Origin of the sequence: Aliarcobacter thereius LMG 24486, assembly GCF_004214815.1 — a bacterium.
GTDB lineage: Bacteria > Campylobacterota > Campylobacteria > Campylobacterales > Arcobacteraceae > Aliarcobacter > Aliarcobacter thereius.
Genome location: NZ_CP035926.1, coordinates 790,285 through 809,513 on the forward strand (window position 1 = coordinate 790,285; position 19,229 = coordinate 809,513).

Consider the following 19,229-nt stretch of genomic DNA (forward strand, 5'->3'; position numbering starts at 1 on the left):
ATGAGAGTTTTATTTCTATTTTTTATGTTTTTAAATATTGTTTTTTCTTCACAAATAACAGTTTTTAAAGTTGAAGGAATGCATTGCCCTTTGTGTACGACAGCTGTTAAACAAGCTATTTTAAAACTTGAGGGAGTTAAAAAAGTAAGTGCTAGACTTAACACTAAAAAAGTGAGCGTTATTTATAATGAAAAAGTAAAAATAGAAGATATATTAAAAGCAATTAAAACAACTTCATATGAAGGAGTTGAACTAAGTACTCATAAATATGAAGAGTAAAAAGCTATTTTATTATTTCATCAGTATCTTCAAAAATATCATTTATTGATACTTCTAAAATAGAACAAATTTTAAAAATATGTTCTAAATTGAATTTTTTACCATATTTATAAATTTCAGCTTTTGCTATATGACCTACTGAGTCATATCCCATAGCATTTGCAAGTTTTAATTGACTAAAGCCTTTTTTCATTCTAGCATTTTTAATATTTTCACCAATTTTTTTATAAAAAAGTTCTATTTTTTCATCGTTATTATAAATTTTCAATAATGTTCCATAGGTATAAGTTTAATTTAATTCTATAAAAGATAATATTTGCTTTCAATGTTCCTAGGAACATTATTGTTGCTTGTATTGTATTGGAATAATTATTGTATTAATTGCAACTAAGTTGCATTAAAGATAATGATTATTATAATTTCAACAAATGCAACTAGGTTGCATTTAAATATATAAGGAGAAAAAATGGATATAAAGTTGGCAATAAGTGTTGCTATCTTATTTTTTGGGAATCTATTAAGTGCAGAAGAGATTACAAAATTGGATGAAATAAATGTAATGGAGAAACTTGAAGTTGAATCTCAATTAGGAAAAGAGCTAACAGTTGGTTCAAAACTTGGATTAACTATCAAAGAAACACCTGCAAGTGTAGAAGTAATATCATCTAAATCTATGGAAGAAAGAGGGGATAGTACAGTTATACAAGCTGTTTCAAAGGCAGTTGGAATACAAGGAGGAGAGTCTGGACATGGTTCTAGTGGTAATATGCATCAAGAGGATTTGTTGGTTATCCTGGGCTTACTTTTTTAAATGATGGTATAAAAACAAATAGTTCGGTATTTTTAAATAGAGGACTTGATATTGCAAACTTAGACAGAATAGAGATTATAAAAGGAGTTAGTTCTATTTTAAATGGAGAAAGTAGTATTGGAGGAAGTGTAAATTTAATTACAAAAAAACCAAGCTTTATAGAAGAAGATACGGAGTTTGGTTTAAATATTGGAACTTATGATAATTATAGATTTAAACTTGGTGTTGGTCAAATTGCAATTGAAGACAAATTGGCATATAGATTAGATGTAAGTAGTAGAAAAAAAGCTTCAAATATTGAAGGTGAAAAAAGAGACATAGATTCAATTAGCACTTCAATACTTTATAAAATAAATGATGATTTATTAACTACTATTTCATTTGATAGAGTAGTTGATGATGGCAAAAATGTATATATAGGTACACCTTTAATTGATGGTAAATTAGATAAGAGAGTAAGAAAAGTAAATTATAATGTATATGAAGATAATTTGGATAAAGGAGATAGTACTAATATAAAATATGAGTTGGAGTATTTTCCTACAACAAATTTAGAAATAAAAAATTTACTATATTATCAAAATCATAAAGCAGAAGCTATAAGACCATATAGAGCTGTTCAAGTTGGAAATAATGTTCAAATAAATGGTACTGATTTACTTGATACTCAAAAAGTCTTAGGAAATAGATTTGATGTTTTAAATAAAGCTAAGCTTTTTGGATTTGAGAATAGATTTTTAGTAGGATTTGATATTTCAACTATAAATTCTAAAAGAGATATGACAAGTAGCTGGGCAACAAGTAATTATCTTATAGATATCTATAATCCAAATAAGGTTATATTTGGAGATACAGGCGGTATTTATAGAACAAAAAATATCGAAGCAGATATAAATCAATATGCTATTTATTTAGAAGATCAGTTTAGTATAAGTGATAAGTTAAAACTTGTAGCTGGATTAAGACACGATACTATTGATGTAAAATGGAATTATTTTCAAGAGAATCAAAAAAAAGATAGAACTTATAATGAGTTTTCATATAGAACTGCTTTAGTTTATGATTTGACTTCTTCAACAACTTTATATGCTACTTATTCAGAATCATTTGAAAATGGTGGTAGTGGTTTAGCTAATTTGAATTCAAAATATACAGATTTAGATTTAACAGAAGCAAAGCAGTATGAAGTTGGTATAAAATCATCATTTCTTGAAAATAAGGCAGAATTAGCTTTAAGTGCATATAAAATAGAGAAAAATAATATGTATGTAGTTGACCCAAATAATGCAAATAATACATTACCTGTTGGTAAAATGTCATCAAAAGGTTTTGAACTAAGTTTTGGATTTAATCCTATTGAAGAATTGAAAATAGATGCAAATTTAGCATATACAGATGCAAAATATGATGAATTTATTGATGGAACAAATAATCTTACTGGAAAAACTCCTAACTCAGTACCAAAATATATAGCAAATTTAGGAATTAGATATATGCCTATTTCAAATTTAGGTATTGGAACATGGCTTAGATATGTTGATTCAATTTATGCAGATGATAAAAATAGTATAAAACTTCCTTCATATACTGTTGCTGATTTAACTTTAGATTATACATATAATAAAAATACAAGATTTAACTTTATTGTAAAAAATATTACTAATGAACTATATGCAACAAGTAGTAAAAATAGAGCAGAAGTATTTTTAGGTGATGCTAGAAGTTTTGAATTTGGTGTAAATTATAAATTTTAAAATAAAAGGATAATAAATGATTAAAAAATTAAGTTTAGTATTAGTGGCAAGTACAGTTTTAGTAGTAAAAAGTTTTGCTCATGATTTTTGGGTTGATGGATACAATAGTTCAACATTTAAAGCAATTTTAGGATACGGGCATGAATTTCCATATCCAGAAAAAATATCAAAAGATAAATTAAATAATTTTGAAGCTTTAGTTTTAATAGATAAAAATATGAAATCTAATACTTTAAAACAATCTGGTGAAAATTATCAATATGTTTATAACAAAGCATTAGATGATGGAACATATATTTTAAAAGGAACATATAAACCAACTTTTTGGACAAAAACAAAAGATAATAAATGGCATATGGGGAAAACAAAAAAAGATTTAGAAAACTCTCAATATTGTGAAGAGTATTCAAGTTTTGCAAAAAATATTATAAATATTGGAGATGATAATAGTGAAATTTCAACAAATATAATAGGTCAAAAATTAGAAATATTACTTTTAGAAAATCCATCTACTTTTAAAGTAGGTACTCCTTTTAAAGTAAAAGTTTTACTTGATGGAAAACCAGCTAAGAAAATAGATGTAAAAGGTACTTTTGATGGTTTTGGAGAAAATAAATTTGCTTTTTATGGAACAACTGATTTAAAAGGAGAGATTGAAATTACTGCTTTAAAATCTGGAAAATGGATTTTGATGGTAAAAAATAAAGAGCTATATAAAAATGATAGTTGTGATGAAGTAGTTTACTCTTCTAGTTTGACTTTTATAATAAAATAAATAACTTATCTAGCAAAAATATTTTGCTAGATAGTATAAATTAAATACCTAAAATAGATGGAAACCATCTATAAATAATAAATAAAATCAAAAATCCAAATAAAAACAATAGACCTAAAATAGATAATATATTTATGAATTTACCAGTTTGAAGCTCTTTTGGAAGTTTTGTGCTTCTTACAAGTTTATAATTTAGAAATGCAAAAATTGGTGTTGTTGAAAATGATAATATCATTGCAAAATCTAGCATAGCTCTCATAGAACTTGTAAAGAAGAATATTATTAAACAACCAATAATACTAATAAATAGTGTCCAAATAGCAACACTTTTATTACTAGCAGATTTTTTACTTTTTATTAAAGAGAAAGCTTCAGCAACTGCTCTTCCATATCCATCAATAACAGTTATTGAAGTTCCAAACATACAAGCAAAAGCAATAAATGCTATTAAAAGTCTTGACCAATCACCAATAACACTTGTGTACATAGTTACAAGTTGATGAGAAAATGCTATTCCATCTTTAAACTCATAAGCACTACCATGTAAAACTAATGTACCAAGAGCCAAAAAGAATATTGCTAAAATAGCAGTTCCTATAAATCCAACATTAAAATCCAAAATAGCATTTTTTGAGTTTATATTTGTCTCTTTTATCTGATTTTTTAACCAAATAGAGCTAATACTTGATATCTCAATAGGTGCTGGCATCCAACCAGTTAGAATAACAATAAATCCTAAACTAGCAAGTGTCCAAGGAGATGGAGATATAAAATCATCAACTATATTTGAATTTGCTTCTTGAACAACAGCCATTGAAACAGCAATTATTGTTGCTAAACTCAAAGAGATCATAATTATTTTTGAAACATTATTTAAAAGATTATATTTTCCTGCAATTAAAATTAATAGACAAGCAACAATTATTATTAAACTTAAAAGCTTTATAGTTAATTGTATAGGAATAAAATATCCAAGTAAACTTGCAGCAAACATAGAAACAGCTGCTGTATTTACAACAGCAGCAATTACAGCTAAAACGGTAAATAACCATAACCAAGCATTTCCTAAAGAAGCATAACCTTCAATTAAACTCTTTTTTGTAGCCATTGTATATTGAACATTTGCCAAAAAGAATGGATATTTTAAGAAATTTACAGCAAGTATAAATATTGCTAAACTCCAACCAAATAAAGCTCCTGCTTGAGTTGAAGCTACTAAATGTGAACCACCAATTGCAGCAGTTGCCATCAAAATTCCAGGTCCAAATATTTTATAAGTATTTTTTATACGATTAATCATTTAAGCTCTTTTCATCAAATTTATAAGTTTTGTGTGCGATTTTTGTTAATATATTTTTATCTGCTAAATCTTTAAATAGTTTTATTAATGTTGGTTTTGAGATAGAAAATTGTTCCATGATTTCAGTATATGAAGCACAAAAATGATTATTTTCATCTAAGTTATTAAATATATATTTTACTATTTCAACTTGTTTATTATCACAAATTATACCAATTGTTTTTATTATATTTTGGTTTCTTTTTATCTCATCTTCTTGAATCTTTGGAAGAAGTAAATCATGTAAAGTATTTAAAAGTTCATCAATTTCTATTGGTTTTATAATATAGTTTTCAACTTTTAGTTTAATTGCTTCAAGCAAATAAACCGTATCTGTATGAGCAGTTGTTAATATTGTAGGTATAAATATGTTTTTATTTTTAAGATATTTTAGAAAATTTATACCATTTTCATTTTTGAGTAGAATATCACTTATTATAACATCAACTTTTTTTTCTAATACTATTTTCATAGCATCAACACTATTTTGAACAGCATAAATATTATCTACAAAATCTTCTAAAATATCTTTTGTATGTCTTAATAAATCTTCATCATCTTCTAAATATAAAATATTAAAATTCTTTAATATCTCTAAATCTCTTTCCAACTTTTCTCCTCTTCTATTGGTAGTTTTATTGTAAATGAAGTAAAAATGTACTCATTTTCTTTATAAAATCGATTAATATTCTTACAAATTATCTTACCTTTTAAATGTTTATCAACAATCATTTTTGACATATAAAGTCCAATTCCTGTACCTGCACTTTTATATTTTGTAGTAAAATAAGGTTCAAAAATTTTTGGTAAAACTTCTTTTGGAACGCCACCACCATTGTCTAAAATATTGATTATTAGGTATTTTTTATAAGCTTTTGTAATAATTTTGATTATTCTATCATCTTTATTTTCTAAGCTAGCTAAAGCATCTTTAGAATTTGACAAAATATTTAAAATTACATGAGAAAGTTCATTATAATAGCTATACAACTCAATATTTTGTTTTATATTTAACTCAATTTTGATATTTTCTTTATATAAAGAGTATTTTGAAAGTTCAATAGATTGTAAAATACAATCTTCTATAAAAAATCTTATTTTTTGTCTATTTGGATCAAAAAAGTTTTTAAAATCATCAAGAGTATTTGACATATTTTGTGCTAAAAGTAGGGCATCTTTTGTTTTTTGTTCTATAAAATCATCTGTTAATTTATTTAATTTTTGTTTTGTTCTAAAACTTTGAATAATCATAGATATACTTCCCAAAGGTTGTCTCCATTGGTGTGCAATATTGTTTAACATTTCACCAAGACTTGCCAACCTTGCTTGTTGAAACATAATAATATCTTTTTTTCTATTTTTAGCAACTTCTTGAGATATTTTTAACTCCAAAGAACTGTTTAACTCTTTTAACTCTTTTGTTTTATCTTCAACAATTTTTTCTTGAACAGTATTAACATTTTTAAAATGCCTTGTAATAAAAAATGATAATAAAATTGTAAAAAATAGAACTAAAAATATAGATATAAATGAAAATATCAAAATAGTATTAAATATTTTATCTGTATCTCTTTTTTCATTTATTGCTAAAATTAAATCATAATTAATTAAACTTGATAAAAAAATATCTATCTCATTTATATCAAAATTGATATTTTTGAAATAATCTTTATCACTATTTGCTTCAAGCATATCTATTTTCTTAAAAATTGATAGATAAAGATTATCTATATTTACAATTAAACTATTTTTTAGAATTTCATTTTTATAATAAGCTTGTTCGCTTATTATAAAATCTTTTATAAAAGTAATTACAAAAAATCTATTTTTATTTCTAAAGCCAATTTTATACTCTGAGTAGTTTTTTTCTATAATCTCTTTTGCTAAAACTAAAACTTCTAAAGATTGTTCATATTCTAAATCTTTATCTTGAAAATCTTGAAGAGTACTTTGAATATTTATTCTAAAAGTATCTTTTATTGTTTCTAATTTACTTAAACTTTTTGTTCTAATATCAAATAAAGTATCAAAATCATCTTTTAAAACAAATAGAGATAATTGAGATAAAAATATAATACAAAACATTCCACCTGCAATAATAAATACTAAAAAATTTGCTTTATAACTATATTTTAAACTTGAAAAGTAGTCTAAAAGAATATTAAAATATCTTTTCATTTAATTAATTTCAATAAAATTATTATCTAAATACTTGAAAAGATATACTTTCTTTTCTAAACCATTGCAATCTCTGTTTTTTAAAGATTTATATATTTTTTTCAATGAAAGATGATTTATATTCTCTTTAATTGCATTTACTAAAGCTTTTGAAGCTAGAAATGCTTCAAAAGATAAGAAACTTAACTCTTTATTTATAGCATAATTTTTTATTATATTTTGATACTCTTTTGCTAGTTCAATATTCTCATCTAAATAGTTTGGAACAACTTGAGAGAAAATTAGATTTGAAGTATCAATATCTTTATCTTTTAACTCTTTTACTATTGAATTAGCGTCACTAAAAGAGATATTACAAAATATTGTATCTTTAAATTCTTCACTATTTTTTGCTTTTTGTATAAATAGAGCATTTGCTTTGTATGAACCTATTAAAAAAACTGTTTGAGGTCTTTCTTCTTTTATCTTATTAAATGCTAAATTTATTGCTAAAGTATTTCTGGTGTATGTACCAAAGCTAGATGGATTTAATTTATTCTTATTTAAAGCTTTTAAAAATGATATATAACCTTCTTCTCCATACTCATCATTTTGATAAAAAATAGCAATATTTTGATGCTTTTTTTCTTTTACAATATAATTAACTAAACTATTTATCTCATCTTCATATGAAGTTCTAAAATTTAAAATTGTAGAAAAATTATTATCTCTTAAAAATGATGCACCAGAAAATGGAGCAAATAAAAATGAATTATTTTCATTTATTATTGGAATTGCTCTTTTAACAGTTGGAGTACCAACCATTGCAAAAAGAAGAAATGTATCAGGATTTGAAAGAAGTAAAGAGATATTCTCTTCTGTTAAATCAGGTTCATATTTATCATCTAAAGTTACAAATTCTAATTTTCTATTATTTAATAAATTATTTTGATTTATATAAGAAAAGTAGGCATCAATACTATTTTTTGCTCCTTCTCCCCAAGGTTTCATAATACCACTTAAAGGCATTGAAGATGAAATAACAATACTCTCATTTGTATATCTATTTTGAGATAAGTAGATAAATAGTATAAATAAAATAAAAATTGATATTATAGATTTTTTTAGCATTTGAAATATTACTCAAATAGCTATTAAAATAAAATAGTGTAAAAACGAGACATTATAGTATGAGAATTTTAGATATTAAGTTTCAATTAATCTTATTGTATATAAAATATGGTAAAATATTTTTTACTAAAGACAAATTAAGGGCATAGTTTATGCAAGAATATATATATTTTAATAAAGCTGGGTTGGATTTCCCATTGAGTGAAAAAATCCAAGTTGCTACAACTCTTGAGGAATTAAAAGATAATAATTTTCTAATTTCAAATACTAATGAAGTTAAAAGCGAAGCTATCGCAAATGAGATAGATTTTTATATTAAAAATTCAAAAGATAATTTATCTTCAAAAATTGAAAATGTACTAAAACTTTATGAAATAAATGCTACAAAATTTGATTTTGCACAAGATTTAGATCAAAGTATAAATATTTCAAACTCACTTATGATTGTTTATGACAATTTAGAAGATTTTAAAGATTTTACAAAAGATATAAATGCGAATGAATTTGATTTATATAAAGTTGAATCAAAACTTATAAAAAAGATTAAAAATAGTGTTGGAAATTTTGATGTTATTGTTGATGCTGGAGATAAAGATATAGTTTTAAAAGTATCTCAAATAGTTTGGTTTGATGAAAAATTAGATAAAAAAAGAGCAGGAATTTATGATCCAAACATCTCTAGTATAGAAGAAACTCTAAAAACTATTAGAAAAAATCTAAATGGGTATAATTTTAGAAAAACTATATTATATGATAAATCAATTTGTCAATATCATGAAAGAAAAGATGAGATATGTTCTAAATGTGTTGAAGTTTGCCCAACAAATACTATAACAAAAGATGAAGATAATAGAAGATTAGTTTTTGATTTAGTAAATTGTATTACATGTGGAGAGTGTGTAAGTGCCTGTCCAAGTGGTTCATTAAATAGTGGAGCTTTTACAAAAGATAGTTTATATGAGCTTTCATCATTTTATAAAAATACAAAACCTCTTATAATATCTTCAAAATCAGATATTAAGAATCTAAATATAGATATAAAAGAGGGAGTTTTACCACTTTGTATAGTTGGTGATATTTTTGATGAATCAGTTTTTTTAACATACCTTCAAATAAGCTCTTCTCAAATAGTATATTTTTCAAATGATATATCAAAAGGTACAAAAGAGAGTATAGAGATTGTAAATGATATTTATATGAAAAAATATGGAAAACTTGCTGTTTATTTGGTTTCAAATGAAAAAGAGTTAAAAGAAGCATTGGAAAAACAAGAATTTATAGAAAACTCTTATTATAATTTTAATCAAAGTGGAATGAGAAAAAGAGAGATTTTCTCTCAAAGATTACAAAAACTTGTTGCAAATGATGATTTAGGTATTGTTAAAACAGGAGAAAATATTCATTATGGAAGAGTTCTTGTAAACGAATCAAATTGTACATTATGTTTGTCATGTGTTGGAGCATGTAATGTTGATGCACTTTTTGCAAATGAAGCTGATTTTTCTCTTAGAATAAATCCTAGTTTATGTACAGCATGTGGATATTGTGAAATAGTATGTCCTGAAAATGACTGTTTAACTATAAAACAAGATGAAATTGAGTTAAATCCAAATTGGTTTAAAGAGACAATTTTAGCTCAAGATAAGCTATTTGCATGTCTTGAGTGTGGTAAAGAGTTTGCAACAACAAAAGCTATTGAGAAAATAGCTCTTATGATGGAACCAATTTTTAAAACACAAAGTGCTGCAAAAGTGAGAAGTTTGTATTGCTGTGCTGATTGTAAGCCGAAAATTATGATAAAAGAGGAGATGAGTAAAAATGCAAAATATTGAGATAGACAAAGCTAGAATGTTCATATACAATCTTTTATCACTTATGTTTGTTGAAGAGTATTCTAAAACAAAAGTTGATGAGATTATTTCAAGTTTAGAGGTTTTAAGTAAAAATTCTTTTAGTCCTATCGTGGAAGAAGCATCTTTAGAAATCTTAAAAGTAATAAAAGAAAAAGGCAAAGAAGAAGTTTATAAAGAGTATCAAGAACTTTTTTTAATACCTTTTGGAACTTTTATTCCACTTAGTGTTTCGTGGTATCACGAACAAAGAGAAGGTGGGATTATGCAGTTAAAAGTAAAAGATGTTTTAGGTAAAACAAAAATAAGAAGAGATGAAAAAACTTTTACAGCACAAGAGGATCATTTAGGTTTTATATTTACTTTAAGTGCTTATTTAATAGAAAAACAAATTGTTGGTGAACTTGAAGAGAATTTACAAAAAGAGCTTTTTGATGAAGTTATAAAACTTCATTTAGATAAATTTTTCTTTAAATTAATGGGGAGTAATTTCCCTATATATTCAAAACTTGCTCTAATTTTAGAGAGTTTTTATGGATTTGAAAAGGCATATTTAGAGAGTTGATCTTTTGTTAAAAGTCGCTCTAAAAGCTTATAGGAGTTTTTAAAGGGGCTTTTAACCCAAATTCAATAAAGGAGTTATCATGGCTGATGAATTAGAACAACGAAGACAATTTATCAAAAGAGCTGGTATAGCTGCTACTGTTTTAGCTGGAAGTGTTGTTGCAACTGCTGCAACTACTGAAAGACAAGATAGAGGTGCTAACAGTGATAAAGGTAACGGTGTAGTTGTAGGAAGATCTAATAAAAAAGAGATCTTATACAAAAAAAGTTTAGCTTGGAATGAATTTTATAACTCAGCTAATTAATAGTTGAAATATTACAAAGGAGGATAGTATGGGAGCAAATAGCTTTGGTAGAAGAACATTTCTTAAAATGGCTTCACTAGCAACAGCTTTTACTGCTACATCTGCTTTTGCAAATACAAATAAAGTACTAAGAGATGCAACAGAAGAGGAAGTAAGAAATCCTTTTCCTGGTTCAAAATTAGTAAAATCAATTTGTACACACTGCTCAGTAGGATGTGGAGTTATTGCTGAAGTTCAAAATGGTGTATGGGTAAGACAAGAGGTAGCTCAGGATCACCCAATTAGTAGAGGAGGTCACTGTTGTAAGGGTGCTGATATGATTGATAAAATCAGATCAACAAATAGATTACAATACCCAACAGAAAAAATTGCTGGAAAATGGAACAGAGTATCTTGGGATGATGCAATGTCAAAAATTTCTGATAAGTTGCTTGAATTAAGGGAAAAATTTGGACCAGATTCTGTAATGTTCCTAGGATCAGCAAAAACTAGTAATGAGCAAGGATATTATATTAAAAAATTTGTTTCAATGTTTGGAACAAATAATATAGATCATCAAGCAAGAATCTGACATAGCCCAACAGTTGCCGGTGTGGCAAATACATTTGGATATGGTGCTATGACAAATCACTTAGGTGATATGCACAAATCTAAGGCTATTATTATTATTGGAGCAAATCCAGCTGATAATCATCCAGTTGCTATGCAACATATCTTAAAAGGTAAAGAACAAAATGGTGCAAAAATCATTGTTGTTGATCCAAGATATACAAAAACTGCTGCTAAATCTGATCTATATTGTAGAATTAGAACAGGAACTGATATTGCATTTTTATATGGAATGATTAGACTTATAAAAGTAAATAATTGGTACGATAAAAAATATTTAAAAGATAGAGTTTATGGTGTTGAAGAGATATTTAAAGAGTGTGAACAATATACTCCTGAGCATGTTGAACATATTACAGGTCTTCCAAAAGAGACTTTAATTCAAGCTGCAACACTTTATGCAAGTGCAGAACCTGGATGTTTAATTTGGAATCAAGGTTGGACACAACACACTATTGGATCATCTAATACAAGACTTGGGTCAATTATGCAATTAATCCTTGGAAATGTTGGAAAAGCTGGTGGTGGATGTAATATTTTAAGAGGACACGATAATGTTCAAGGTGGAACTGATATTGGTTGTTTATCTGATACATTACCAGGATATTATGGTCTTGCTGAAGGTTCATGGAAATATTTTGCTAGACAATGGAAAGTTGACTATGAATGGTTAAAAGGAAGATTTAAAACAAAAGAGATGATGGAAGCAAAAGGGAACTCTCTTTCATTATTTGCTGATGGAGTTTTAAAAGAAGAAAATGCTCAATACAATGGTGGAACATCAATTAAAGCTCTAGTTTGTATTGGAAATGGTATATCAACAGTTACAGATGTTAAAAGAATTAAAGATGCATTAGATAAATTAGATTTAGTTGTATTTATTGATCCTTATGTAAATGATGCTGCTGTTATAACTTCAAGAACAGATAATTTATTTTTACTTCCAGCAGCTTCACAAGTTGAAACTAGTGGAACAGTTGTAAATACAGGAAGAAGTGCACAATGGAGATCAAAAGTTGTTGAACCACTTTTTGAAGCAAGAACAGATCATGAAATATTATTTGATTTTGCAAAAAGAATGGGATTTTATAATGAATTAGTTGCAGGTATGGGTAAAGGAAATGAATTCAAATGGCCAGAAGATGCAACAGATGAAATTGCAAGAGCACTAAAAACTATTGGTATGACAGGTGTAACTGCAGAAAGAATTAAAAAACAACAAGAGAATTGGCATTTATTTAATCCTACTACACTTTTAGGAGCAGGTGAATTCAGTAAAGAATACTATGGTTTACCATGGCCTTGTTGGAGTGTAACTCACCCAGGAAGTCCAGTATTGTATAATACAGATTTACCTGTAAGTCAAGGTGGTATGGGATTTAGAGCAAACTTTGGATTAGAAAGAGAAGGAGTTAGTTTATTAGCAGCAGATGGAAGTTATCCAAAAGGTTCAAAAATTAAAGGTGGATATGCAGAAATCACATCAGAAAATATTGAAGCTTTAGCTGGAATTAAATTAACAGCAAAAGAAAAAGAGTTAGTAAAAGGTACAAACTGGAAAACTGATGATAGTGGAATTTTAGTAAAATATGCACTTGAAGCTGGACTTGTTCCTTATGGAAATGCAAGAGCTAGAACTGTTGTTTGGTCAGGATTTATTGATCCAATACCAAAACATAGAGAACCTTTACACTCATTTAGACCAGATTTAATTGATAAATATCCAGCAAGTGCTGATAAGAAAAATCATTTTAGAGTAAATCTTCCTTATAGAAGTAGACAAATACAACAAACTTGGGTAAATGATTATCCAATTAATATTGTTTCAGGAAGAGTTGTTGAGCATATGGGAACAGGAACTGAAACTAGATCTAGTAAATACTTAGCTGAGTTAAGTCCTGAAATGTATGGTGAGCTTCATCCAAATTTAGCTGCTAAACTAGGAATTAAAAATGGTGAAATGATGTGGGTATATGGTACAAATGGTGGAAAAATCAAGATTAAATGTAAAATAAGTTTAAGAGTTGATGAAACTTCAGTATTTTTACCTCAAAACTTCTCTGGATGGTGGAGTGGAGAAAATCTACTGTATAGATACCCAGAAGGAACACAACCATATGCAATGGGTGAAAACTCAACTCAAGTTACAAGTTATGGATTTGATCAACAAACAGCTTGTCCAGAAACAAAATGTTCGCTTGTACGAATAGAGAAAGCATAAGGAGTTAACTATGAGTAATAAAGTAGATTTTTCAAGTATGAAGTTTTATTGTGATGAAAATCTTTGTATTAATTGTAATGGGTGTGTAGTTGCTTGTAAAGAAGCACACGAAGTACCAGTTGGAGTTAATAGAAGAAAAGTAGTTACAATAAATGAAGGTGTTATTGGACAAGAATATTCAATATCTATGGCTTGTATGCATTGTGATGATGCACCTTGCCAACAAGTATGTCCAACAGATTGTTTTTATATTAGAACAGATGGAATTGTTTTACATGATAAAGATAAGTGTATAGGTTGTGGATATTGCTTATTTGCTTGTCCATTTGGAGCACCACAATTTCCACAAGATGGAGCATTTGGTACAAAAGGTAAAATGGACAAATGTACAATGTGTGCAGGAGGTCCTGAAGAGACAAATTCACCAGAAGAGTTCCATAAATATGGACAAAATAGAATTAGTGAAGGTAAAGTTCCTATGTGTGCTTCTATGTGTTCAACAAAAGCTCTTCTTGTAGGTGATGCGAATGAAGTTGCTTTAATTAAAACATATAGAGCAATAAATAAAGGTAAAGGTATAGCAACGCCTTCATATGGTTGGTAAGGATAATTTATGAAAAATAGCTCATTTTTTGAAAAAAATAAAGCCTATATTTATACCCTTTTAGGACTATCAGTTGTTGGTGGAGTTTTTGTTGGATTTTTAATGGTAATTGATTGGGAATATCTAATTAAATATACTTTTCATATACTAACAGGTGGAAATATTGATGGTATATTAGTTCCAGCAGAAACACACTACCAAGAGATGGTAAATAGAGCTTTTGGACCAAATTATGGAGCAATAGCACCTGAAATTATTAGAGCTAGTAATGAAAGACAACTTTATATATGGTGGGTTTTTGTAGCTGAAATTGCGATTTTCTGCTTTATGTATGCTTTCTATGGAAGAAAAGAAGCTATTGTTACAAATCCAAATGATCAAGTGGAAGTATTTTCACTTGTTCATAGAGCTATAATTTGGTTAAATGTAATTATTATTATTGCTTTAATTATTACAGGGTTTAATATAACTTGGAGTTTGAGAAGTGAAGGTGGATATATTCCATATATATTAAGAGGAACACATGAAGTTACAGGAATACTATGGTTTCCATTTTGGTTAATGATGAGTATAATAGCTTTTAAGGATTTAAAAATATTATCAAAAAATAGCCTTATTCATAAAATAGTTTTAGCTGGAAAACATACACCTATGAAAAGAATTATCTTTATAGTTTTTGTTGCTATGGGTGGTGGATTACTTCTTAGTGGATTTTTAATATGGTTTATTCATCCAGATGCATATACAAATGCTCAATTTATTCAATTTAAAAGAGCACTTTTATATCTGCATTTTGGAGCTAGTGTACTAATTATGTTCTTTTTACTTGATTTTGTATATTCAAGTTTAGTTGCTGTAAAAGGTAATTTTAAAGGTTTAATTACAGGAAAATATCCAAGAGAATATTTAGAGCAAATTGCTCCTGATATTTTAGAAGATATTTCTACAAAAGAAGCAAAAAAATGAATAATTTTTTAGGTTCAGAGGCATTTGCCTCAACCTTTTTTAAAAAAGATAATAATTCAAAGACAATTATTGTAGAAAAATTTCTTGAAAATAGTTTTGAGAGTTTTGAAGATTTTGTTATAAAAGATGAAAAAATAGATTTTTATTTAAATGGTGAAAAATTAATATCTGTAATGACAATAAAAGAGCATCAAGATGCACATATTATTGGTTTTTTATTAAGTGAAGCAGTGATTTCTAATATTAATGATATAAAATCATTAAAAATCAGTGAAGATGGTTTAAGCGTTTTTGTAGAAGCCGATATATCAAATTTGGCATATGAAAACTTATTTAAACAAAAAACTTTGACTTCAGGCTGTTGTGTTGGAGTTACAGGAAATGCTGATAAAGTTTTTGACTGCTCATTTATAAGTACAAATTTTAAATTAAAATCTATAAAAATTTTGGAACAAATGAGTGAATTTAATAAATCTTCAAAGCTCTTTGACCAAACAGGTTGTGTTCATAAAGCAAGAATAGTTTTAGAAGATGAAACTATTTATGAAGCTGAAGATATAGGAAGGCACAATGCAATTGACAAAGTAATTGGTCTTGCAACTATTGCAAGGAAAGATTTAAAAAAATCAATTTTGTATGTAACTGGAAGATTATCAAATGAGATGGTTGTAAAATGTGTTATGCATAAAATTCCAATAGTTGTTTCAAAAGCAGCTGTTACTTATGAAGGAATTAAAGCTGCAAATGAACATGGAGTTACATTAATTGGTTTTGCAAGAGAGCATAAAATGAATGTATATACTCATAGTGGAAGAGTGAAAGTTGATTAAATTAAACTATTTACAATACAATAAATTAGATATAAATTTTGATATAAACTCTTATTCTTTAGATTCTTTAGTACAAAATGATGAATTTGAGAATATTACAAAAGAGTTTTTAAATATATATAATTTTAAGAAATTAAAAACATTCTCTTTTTCAAAAGATGGCTTTTTATCACTATTTATAGAGTTAAAAGGAAAAATTGCTGTAAGTCAAGGTGAAAGTTTAGCTTTAATTGAAGCTGCTAAAACTTATAGGAATTTAGGATTTGAAATAGAATTTATTGAACTTGCAAAAGATGGAAATATTGATTTAGAAAAGATAAAGAATATGGATTTTGATTATATCTTTTTATCTTCTTATATTATGGATACTTTTTTAAAAGTAGATATAAATAAGATTAAAAAACTTACAAAAGCAAAAATCATATCAAATGCAAGTGCTGATTTCTCTTCATATAGTGATCTTATATATTTTGATAATTATAAATTAAGTGGATATTTCATATCAGGAATTTTATGTTTTAATGATGAAAATATCTCTCAGGAAAATATTGGTTTTACTGATACTTTATCTATAAAGTTTTGTTTAGAAGCATTAAAAAGAAGAGACAAAACAAGTATGAAAAATGTATTTATTAAAAAACTTGAAGATAAATTTAAAGATGATTTATACTATTTTATAGATAATAAAAATAGTTTAGAAAACTCTTTTCACATAGGATTAAGAGATATAAAAGCTAGGGATTTAATTCGTACATTAGTTTTTGATGAAATTTTTTTATCAAATGGAGAAGGTTGTAGTTTAGGACTTTCTAAACCATCAAGAGTTATACAAAATATGGGATATGAAGAGACAATTAGTAGAAATGCTTTGAGTTTTTCATTTAATTTTGATATAAGTGATGAAAATATAGATAAAATAGTTGATATTTTGTATAAAAAATATATACAAATTAAAAGCTATTAGTAGGGGAAAATATGAAATTAAATTATTTAGATTTTGAAGAAGCTTGTGAAAAAACTTTTACTACAATAGACTCTTTAAAAAAGAGTAATAAAAAAGAGATAATATCTATCTTTGAATCTTTAGATAGAGTTTTGTCAAAAGATATAAAAGCAAACAAAAACTTGCCATCATTTAATAACTCAGCTATGGATGGATATGCATTTAAATATAATCAAAATATTTTTGAGTTTAAGATTTTAGATACTATTTTTGCTGGAGATAAAAAAGATTTTCAAGAGTTAAAAGATAATGAGTGTTATAAAATAATGACGGGAGCAAAAGTTCCAAATTGTGCTGATAGTATAATTGCTTTTGAAAGAACTATATATTCTGATGATAAAAGAATAGAGATTCCAAAAGATTATAAAAAACACTCAAATCTTAGATTAAAAGGTGAAGAGATAAAAGAAGATGAAACTATTTTAATAAAAGGTCAAAAACTCAACTCTTCTCATATAGCACTTTTAGCTTCTCAAGGGATTACTATGGTTGAAGTTTATTCAAATATAGAAATAGCAATTATTTCAACTGGAAATGAATTAAAAGAGCCTTGGGAAAATGCAAAAGAAGATGAAATTTATAATGTAAATGCACTTTCTATCTCAAGTTTTTTAAAAGAGCAAGGTTTAAATTCAAAATATTTAGGTGTAATTCCTGATAATTTAGAAAAACAAATAGAGTATATAAAAGATTTAAAGAATTTCGATTTGATAATAACAAGTGGTGGAATTTCTATGGGAGAAGCTGATTTTTTGGCAAAAGCTTTTTTAGAAAATGGATTAGAAATAATTTATCACGGAGTTAATTTAAAGCCTGGTCGTGCAATGTTATTTGGAAAATTAGATAATAGCTTACTTTTAAGTTTACCAGGGAATCCACTTGCTGCAATTATCAACGCATATATATTTTTAAAACCAATACTAAATAAGATGCAAAATTCAAATGAAATTTATCAAGACTATATAAAAGTAATAAATAAAGAAGAGTTTTTTGTAAAAGAGAGAAGAGTTGAAGCAGTTTTAGGAAAAATAATAAATGGGGAATTTTTTGCAACAAAAAATAATAAATATGGTTCAGGGATGATTAGCTTATTAAAAGATAGCAATGCCTTATTTATAAGTGGTGGAAACACTTCTAATATTAAAAAAGAAGAAGAGATTAAAGTTATAGAGTTTAACTGTAATTTTTCTTCTAAAAAAACTAATTTTATAAATTAAACTTTTATTTGGGATTTCTAAACATAGAAGTAATAAACTTATAAAATATCCATAGAAATATAAGTGGTAAAATTAAATTCCTAAATAAAAACAAGGCAACCAGTAAAGTATAAGCTTCTAATAAGTCTTTTGTATATGTTTTTAAATTTTTTAGAGCTAATTCTGATTTATTTTTTAAAGATCCAAACCAAAAACTATTTTTCTCTTTATCTTCAATTGTTTGATTGTTTTCTAATAATAGCTTTTCGTAACTTTCTATCTTTGAAGCTAGATATACTATCTTCTCTTCTGCTATTTGTTTTTGATAAGATTTTATTCCATTTTCAAAAGATATTGTTAAAAAAGTCATAATAATAATAGAAAATCTAAAAAATATAACTATTGATACAATATATCCTAGTTTGTTACTATTTTCTACACTTAAAAAATTTAGAAATTTATTTATAATATATACAAAAATAATAATTGTAAGTATAGAATTTAATATGTATGATTGCATAAAAATTAGTATAACTTTTTGTAAAGATAGAGATAATAAAGATAGAAAAAACAGATTTGAAATATATGATAAGAAACTTATTATAGGTTCAAATAAAGCACCTAGAAATGGTGTGTTTGAAGCGAGGCTTAAAAGTGCTTCTAGAAATTTTAAACTACCAAAAGCAATAGTTGTTTCCAAAAGAGAGTTTGAATTTAACTCAATTGCATATGTATCGAAATAAGTATTCCAAGATATAAAAATAATTAAAATCAGAAATACAGAAATAAAGGTGTTTTTTAGTCTCATTTTAGCTCTTTTATTAAAAAATATAAA

19 protein-coding genes are annotated in these 19,229 nt (G+C 26.3%); 13 read left to right on the forward strand and 6 right to left on the reverse strand.

What is annotated here, in order from left to right:
• Window positions 1–279: a heavy-metal-associated domain-containing protein gene (locus ATH_RS04110; RefSeq protein ID WP_066186420.1), complete on the forward strand. Its 279-nt coding sequence runs from the start codon at window positions 1–3 to the stop codon at window positions 277–279.
• Window positions 280–283: 4 nt separating this feature from the next.
• Here ATH_RS04110 and ATH_RS04115 read toward each other — a convergent pair whose 3' ends face one another.
• Window positions 284–547 carry a helix-turn-helix domain-containing protein gene (locus ATH_RS04115; RefSeq protein ID WP_066186413.1) on the reverse strand — a complete coding sequence of 88 codons (264 nt, stop codon included), beginning with the start codon at window positions 545–547 and terminating at the stop codon, window positions 284–286.
• Window positions 548–745: 198 nt separating this feature from the next.
• On the opposite strand from ATH_RS04115, the gene ATH_RS04120 reads away from it, so the two are divergent.
• The 3 genes from ATH_RS04120 to ATH_RS04130 are packed head-to-tail and all read left to right on the forward strand — an operon-like array spanning window position 746 to window position 3,619.
• Entirely contained in the window at window positions 746–1,090 is a 345-nt protein-coding gene (locus tag ATH_RS04120; protein WP_066390521.1) for a hypothetical protein, read from the forward strand.
• Window positions 1,091–1,098: 8 nt separating this feature from the next.
• Window positions 1,099–2,844 carry a TonB-dependent receptor gene (locus ATH_RS04125; RefSeq protein ID WP_083202025.1) on the forward strand — a complete coding sequence of 582 codons (1,746 nt, stop codon included), beginning with the start codon at window positions 1,099–1,101 and terminating at the stop codon, window positions 2,842–2,844.
• 16 nt (window positions 2,845–2,860) lie between these two features.
• On the forward strand, window positions 2,861–3,619 hold the full coding sequence (locus ATH_RS04130) for a DUF4198 domain-containing protein (RefSeq protein ID WP_066183602.1): 759 nt from the start codon (window positions 2,861–2,863) through the stop codon (window positions 3,617–3,619).
• Between the two features lie 40 nt (window positions 3,620–3,659).
• On the opposite strand, the gene ATH_RS04135 is transcribed toward ATH_RS04130, so the two are convergent.
• The 4 genes from ATH_RS04135 to ATH_RS04150 are packed head-to-tail and all read right to left on the reverse strand — an operon-like array spanning window position 3,660 to window position 8,246.
• Window positions 3,660–4,919 carry an NRAMP family divalent metal transporter gene (locus tag ATH_RS04135; RefSeq protein WP_066183605.1) on the reverse strand — a complete coding sequence of 420 codons (1,260 nt, stop codon included), beginning with the start codon at window positions 4,917–4,919 and terminating at the stop codon, window positions 3,660–3,662.
• Window positions 4,912–5,568: a response regulator transcription factor gene (locus ATH_RS04140; protein ID WP_066183607.1), complete on the reverse strand. Its 657-nt coding sequence runs from the start codon at window positions 5,566–5,568 to the stop codon at window positions 4,912–4,914. The genes ATH_RS04135 and ATH_RS04140 overlap by 8 nt, the downstream gene beginning before the upstream one ends.
• Complete coding sequence (locus tag ATH_RS04145) at window positions 5,553–7,136, reverse strand: sensor histidine kinase (protein WP_066390517.1); 1,584 nt, start codon at window positions 7,134–7,136, stop codon at window positions 5,553–5,555. The genes ATH_RS04140 and ATH_RS04145 overlap by 16 nt, the downstream gene beginning before the upstream one ends.
• Entirely contained in the window at window positions 7,137–8,246 is a 1,110-nt protein-coding gene (locus tag ATH_RS04150) for an ABC transporter substrate-binding protein (RefSeq protein ID WP_066186403.1), read from the reverse strand. It lies immediately after the preceding gene.
• A gap of 152 nt (window positions 8,247–8,398) precedes the next feature.
• On the opposite strand from ATH_RS04150, the gene ATH_RS04155 reads away from it, so the two are divergent.
• The 9 genes from ATH_RS04155 (at window position 8,399) to ATH_RS04195 (ending at window position 18,415) form a co-directional block, all read left to right on the forward strand.
• Window positions 8,399–10,078: a 4Fe-4S dicluster domain-containing protein gene (locus tag ATH_RS04155; protein WP_066183614.1), complete on the forward strand. Its 1,680-nt coding sequence runs from the start codon at window positions 8,399–8,401 to the stop codon at window positions 10,076–10,078.
• Entirely contained in the window at window positions 10,065–10,661 is a 597-nt protein-coding gene (locus tag ATH_RS04160) for a TorD/DmsD family molecular chaperone (RefSeq protein WP_066183617.1), read from the forward strand. The genes ATH_RS04155 and ATH_RS04160 overlap by 14 nt, the downstream gene beginning before the upstream one ends.
• Before the next feature lie 79 nt (window positions 10,662–10,740).
• Window positions 10,741–10,965 carry a formate dehydrogenase gene (locus tag ATH_RS04165; RefSeq protein WP_066173607.1) on the forward strand — a complete coding sequence of 75 codons (225 nt, stop codon included), beginning with the start codon at window positions 10,741–10,743 and terminating at the stop codon, window positions 10,963–10,965.
• A 28-nt stretch (window positions 10,966–10,993) separates the two neighbouring features.
• Window positions 10,994–13,795 (forward strand): molybdopterin-dependent oxidoreductase, encoded by a 2,802-nt coding sequence (locus tag ATH_RS04170; protein ID WP_083190933.1) that lies wholly within the window; start codon window positions 10,994–10,996, stop codon window positions 13,793–13,795.
• 10 nt (window positions 13,796–13,805) lie between these two features.
• Entirely contained in the window at window positions 13,806–14,399 is a 594-nt protein-coding gene (gene fdh3B, locus ATH_RS04175; RefSeq protein ID WP_066183623.1) for a formate dehydrogenase FDH3 subunit beta, read from the forward strand.
• Window positions 14,400–14,408: 9 nt separating this feature from the next.
• Window positions 14,409–15,365 (forward strand): cytochrome b/b6 domain-containing protein, encoded by a 957-nt coding sequence (locus ATH_RS04180; protein ID WP_066183627.1) that lies wholly within the window; start codon window positions 14,409–14,411, stop codon window positions 15,363–15,365.
• Window positions 15,362–16,195 carry a formate dehydrogenase accessory sulfurtransferase FdhD gene (gene fdhD / locus ATH_RS04185; protein ID WP_083196678.1) on the forward strand — a complete coding sequence of 278 codons (834 nt, stop codon included), beginning with the start codon at window positions 15,362–15,364 and terminating at the stop codon, window positions 16,193–16,195. Before ATH_RS04180 ends, fdhD begins: the two co-directional genes overlap by 4 nt.
• Window positions 16,188–17,159 (forward strand): cysteine desulfurase, encoded by a 972-nt coding sequence (locus tag ATH_RS04190; protein ID WP_066390515.1) that lies wholly within the window; start codon window positions 16,188–16,190, stop codon window positions 17,157–17,159. The genes fdhD and ATH_RS04190 overlap by 8 nt, the downstream gene beginning before the upstream one ends.
• An 11-nt stretch (window positions 17,160–17,170) precedes the next feature.
• On the forward strand, window positions 17,171–18,415 hold the full coding sequence (locus ATH_RS04195; protein ID WP_066183632.1) for a molybdopterin molybdotransferase MoeA: 1,245 nt from the start codon (window positions 17,171–17,173) through the stop codon (window positions 18,413–18,415).
• A gap of 4 nt (window positions 18,416–18,419) precedes the next feature.
• Here the strand turns inward: ATH_RS04195 and ATH_RS04200 are convergent, their stop codons facing one another.
• Window positions 18,420–19,202: a hypothetical protein gene (locus ATH_RS04200; RefSeq protein WP_066183634.1), complete on the reverse strand. Its 783-nt coding sequence runs from the start codon at window positions 19,200–19,202 to the stop codon at window positions 18,420–18,422.
• Window positions 19,203–19,229 lie beyond the last annotated feature (27 nt).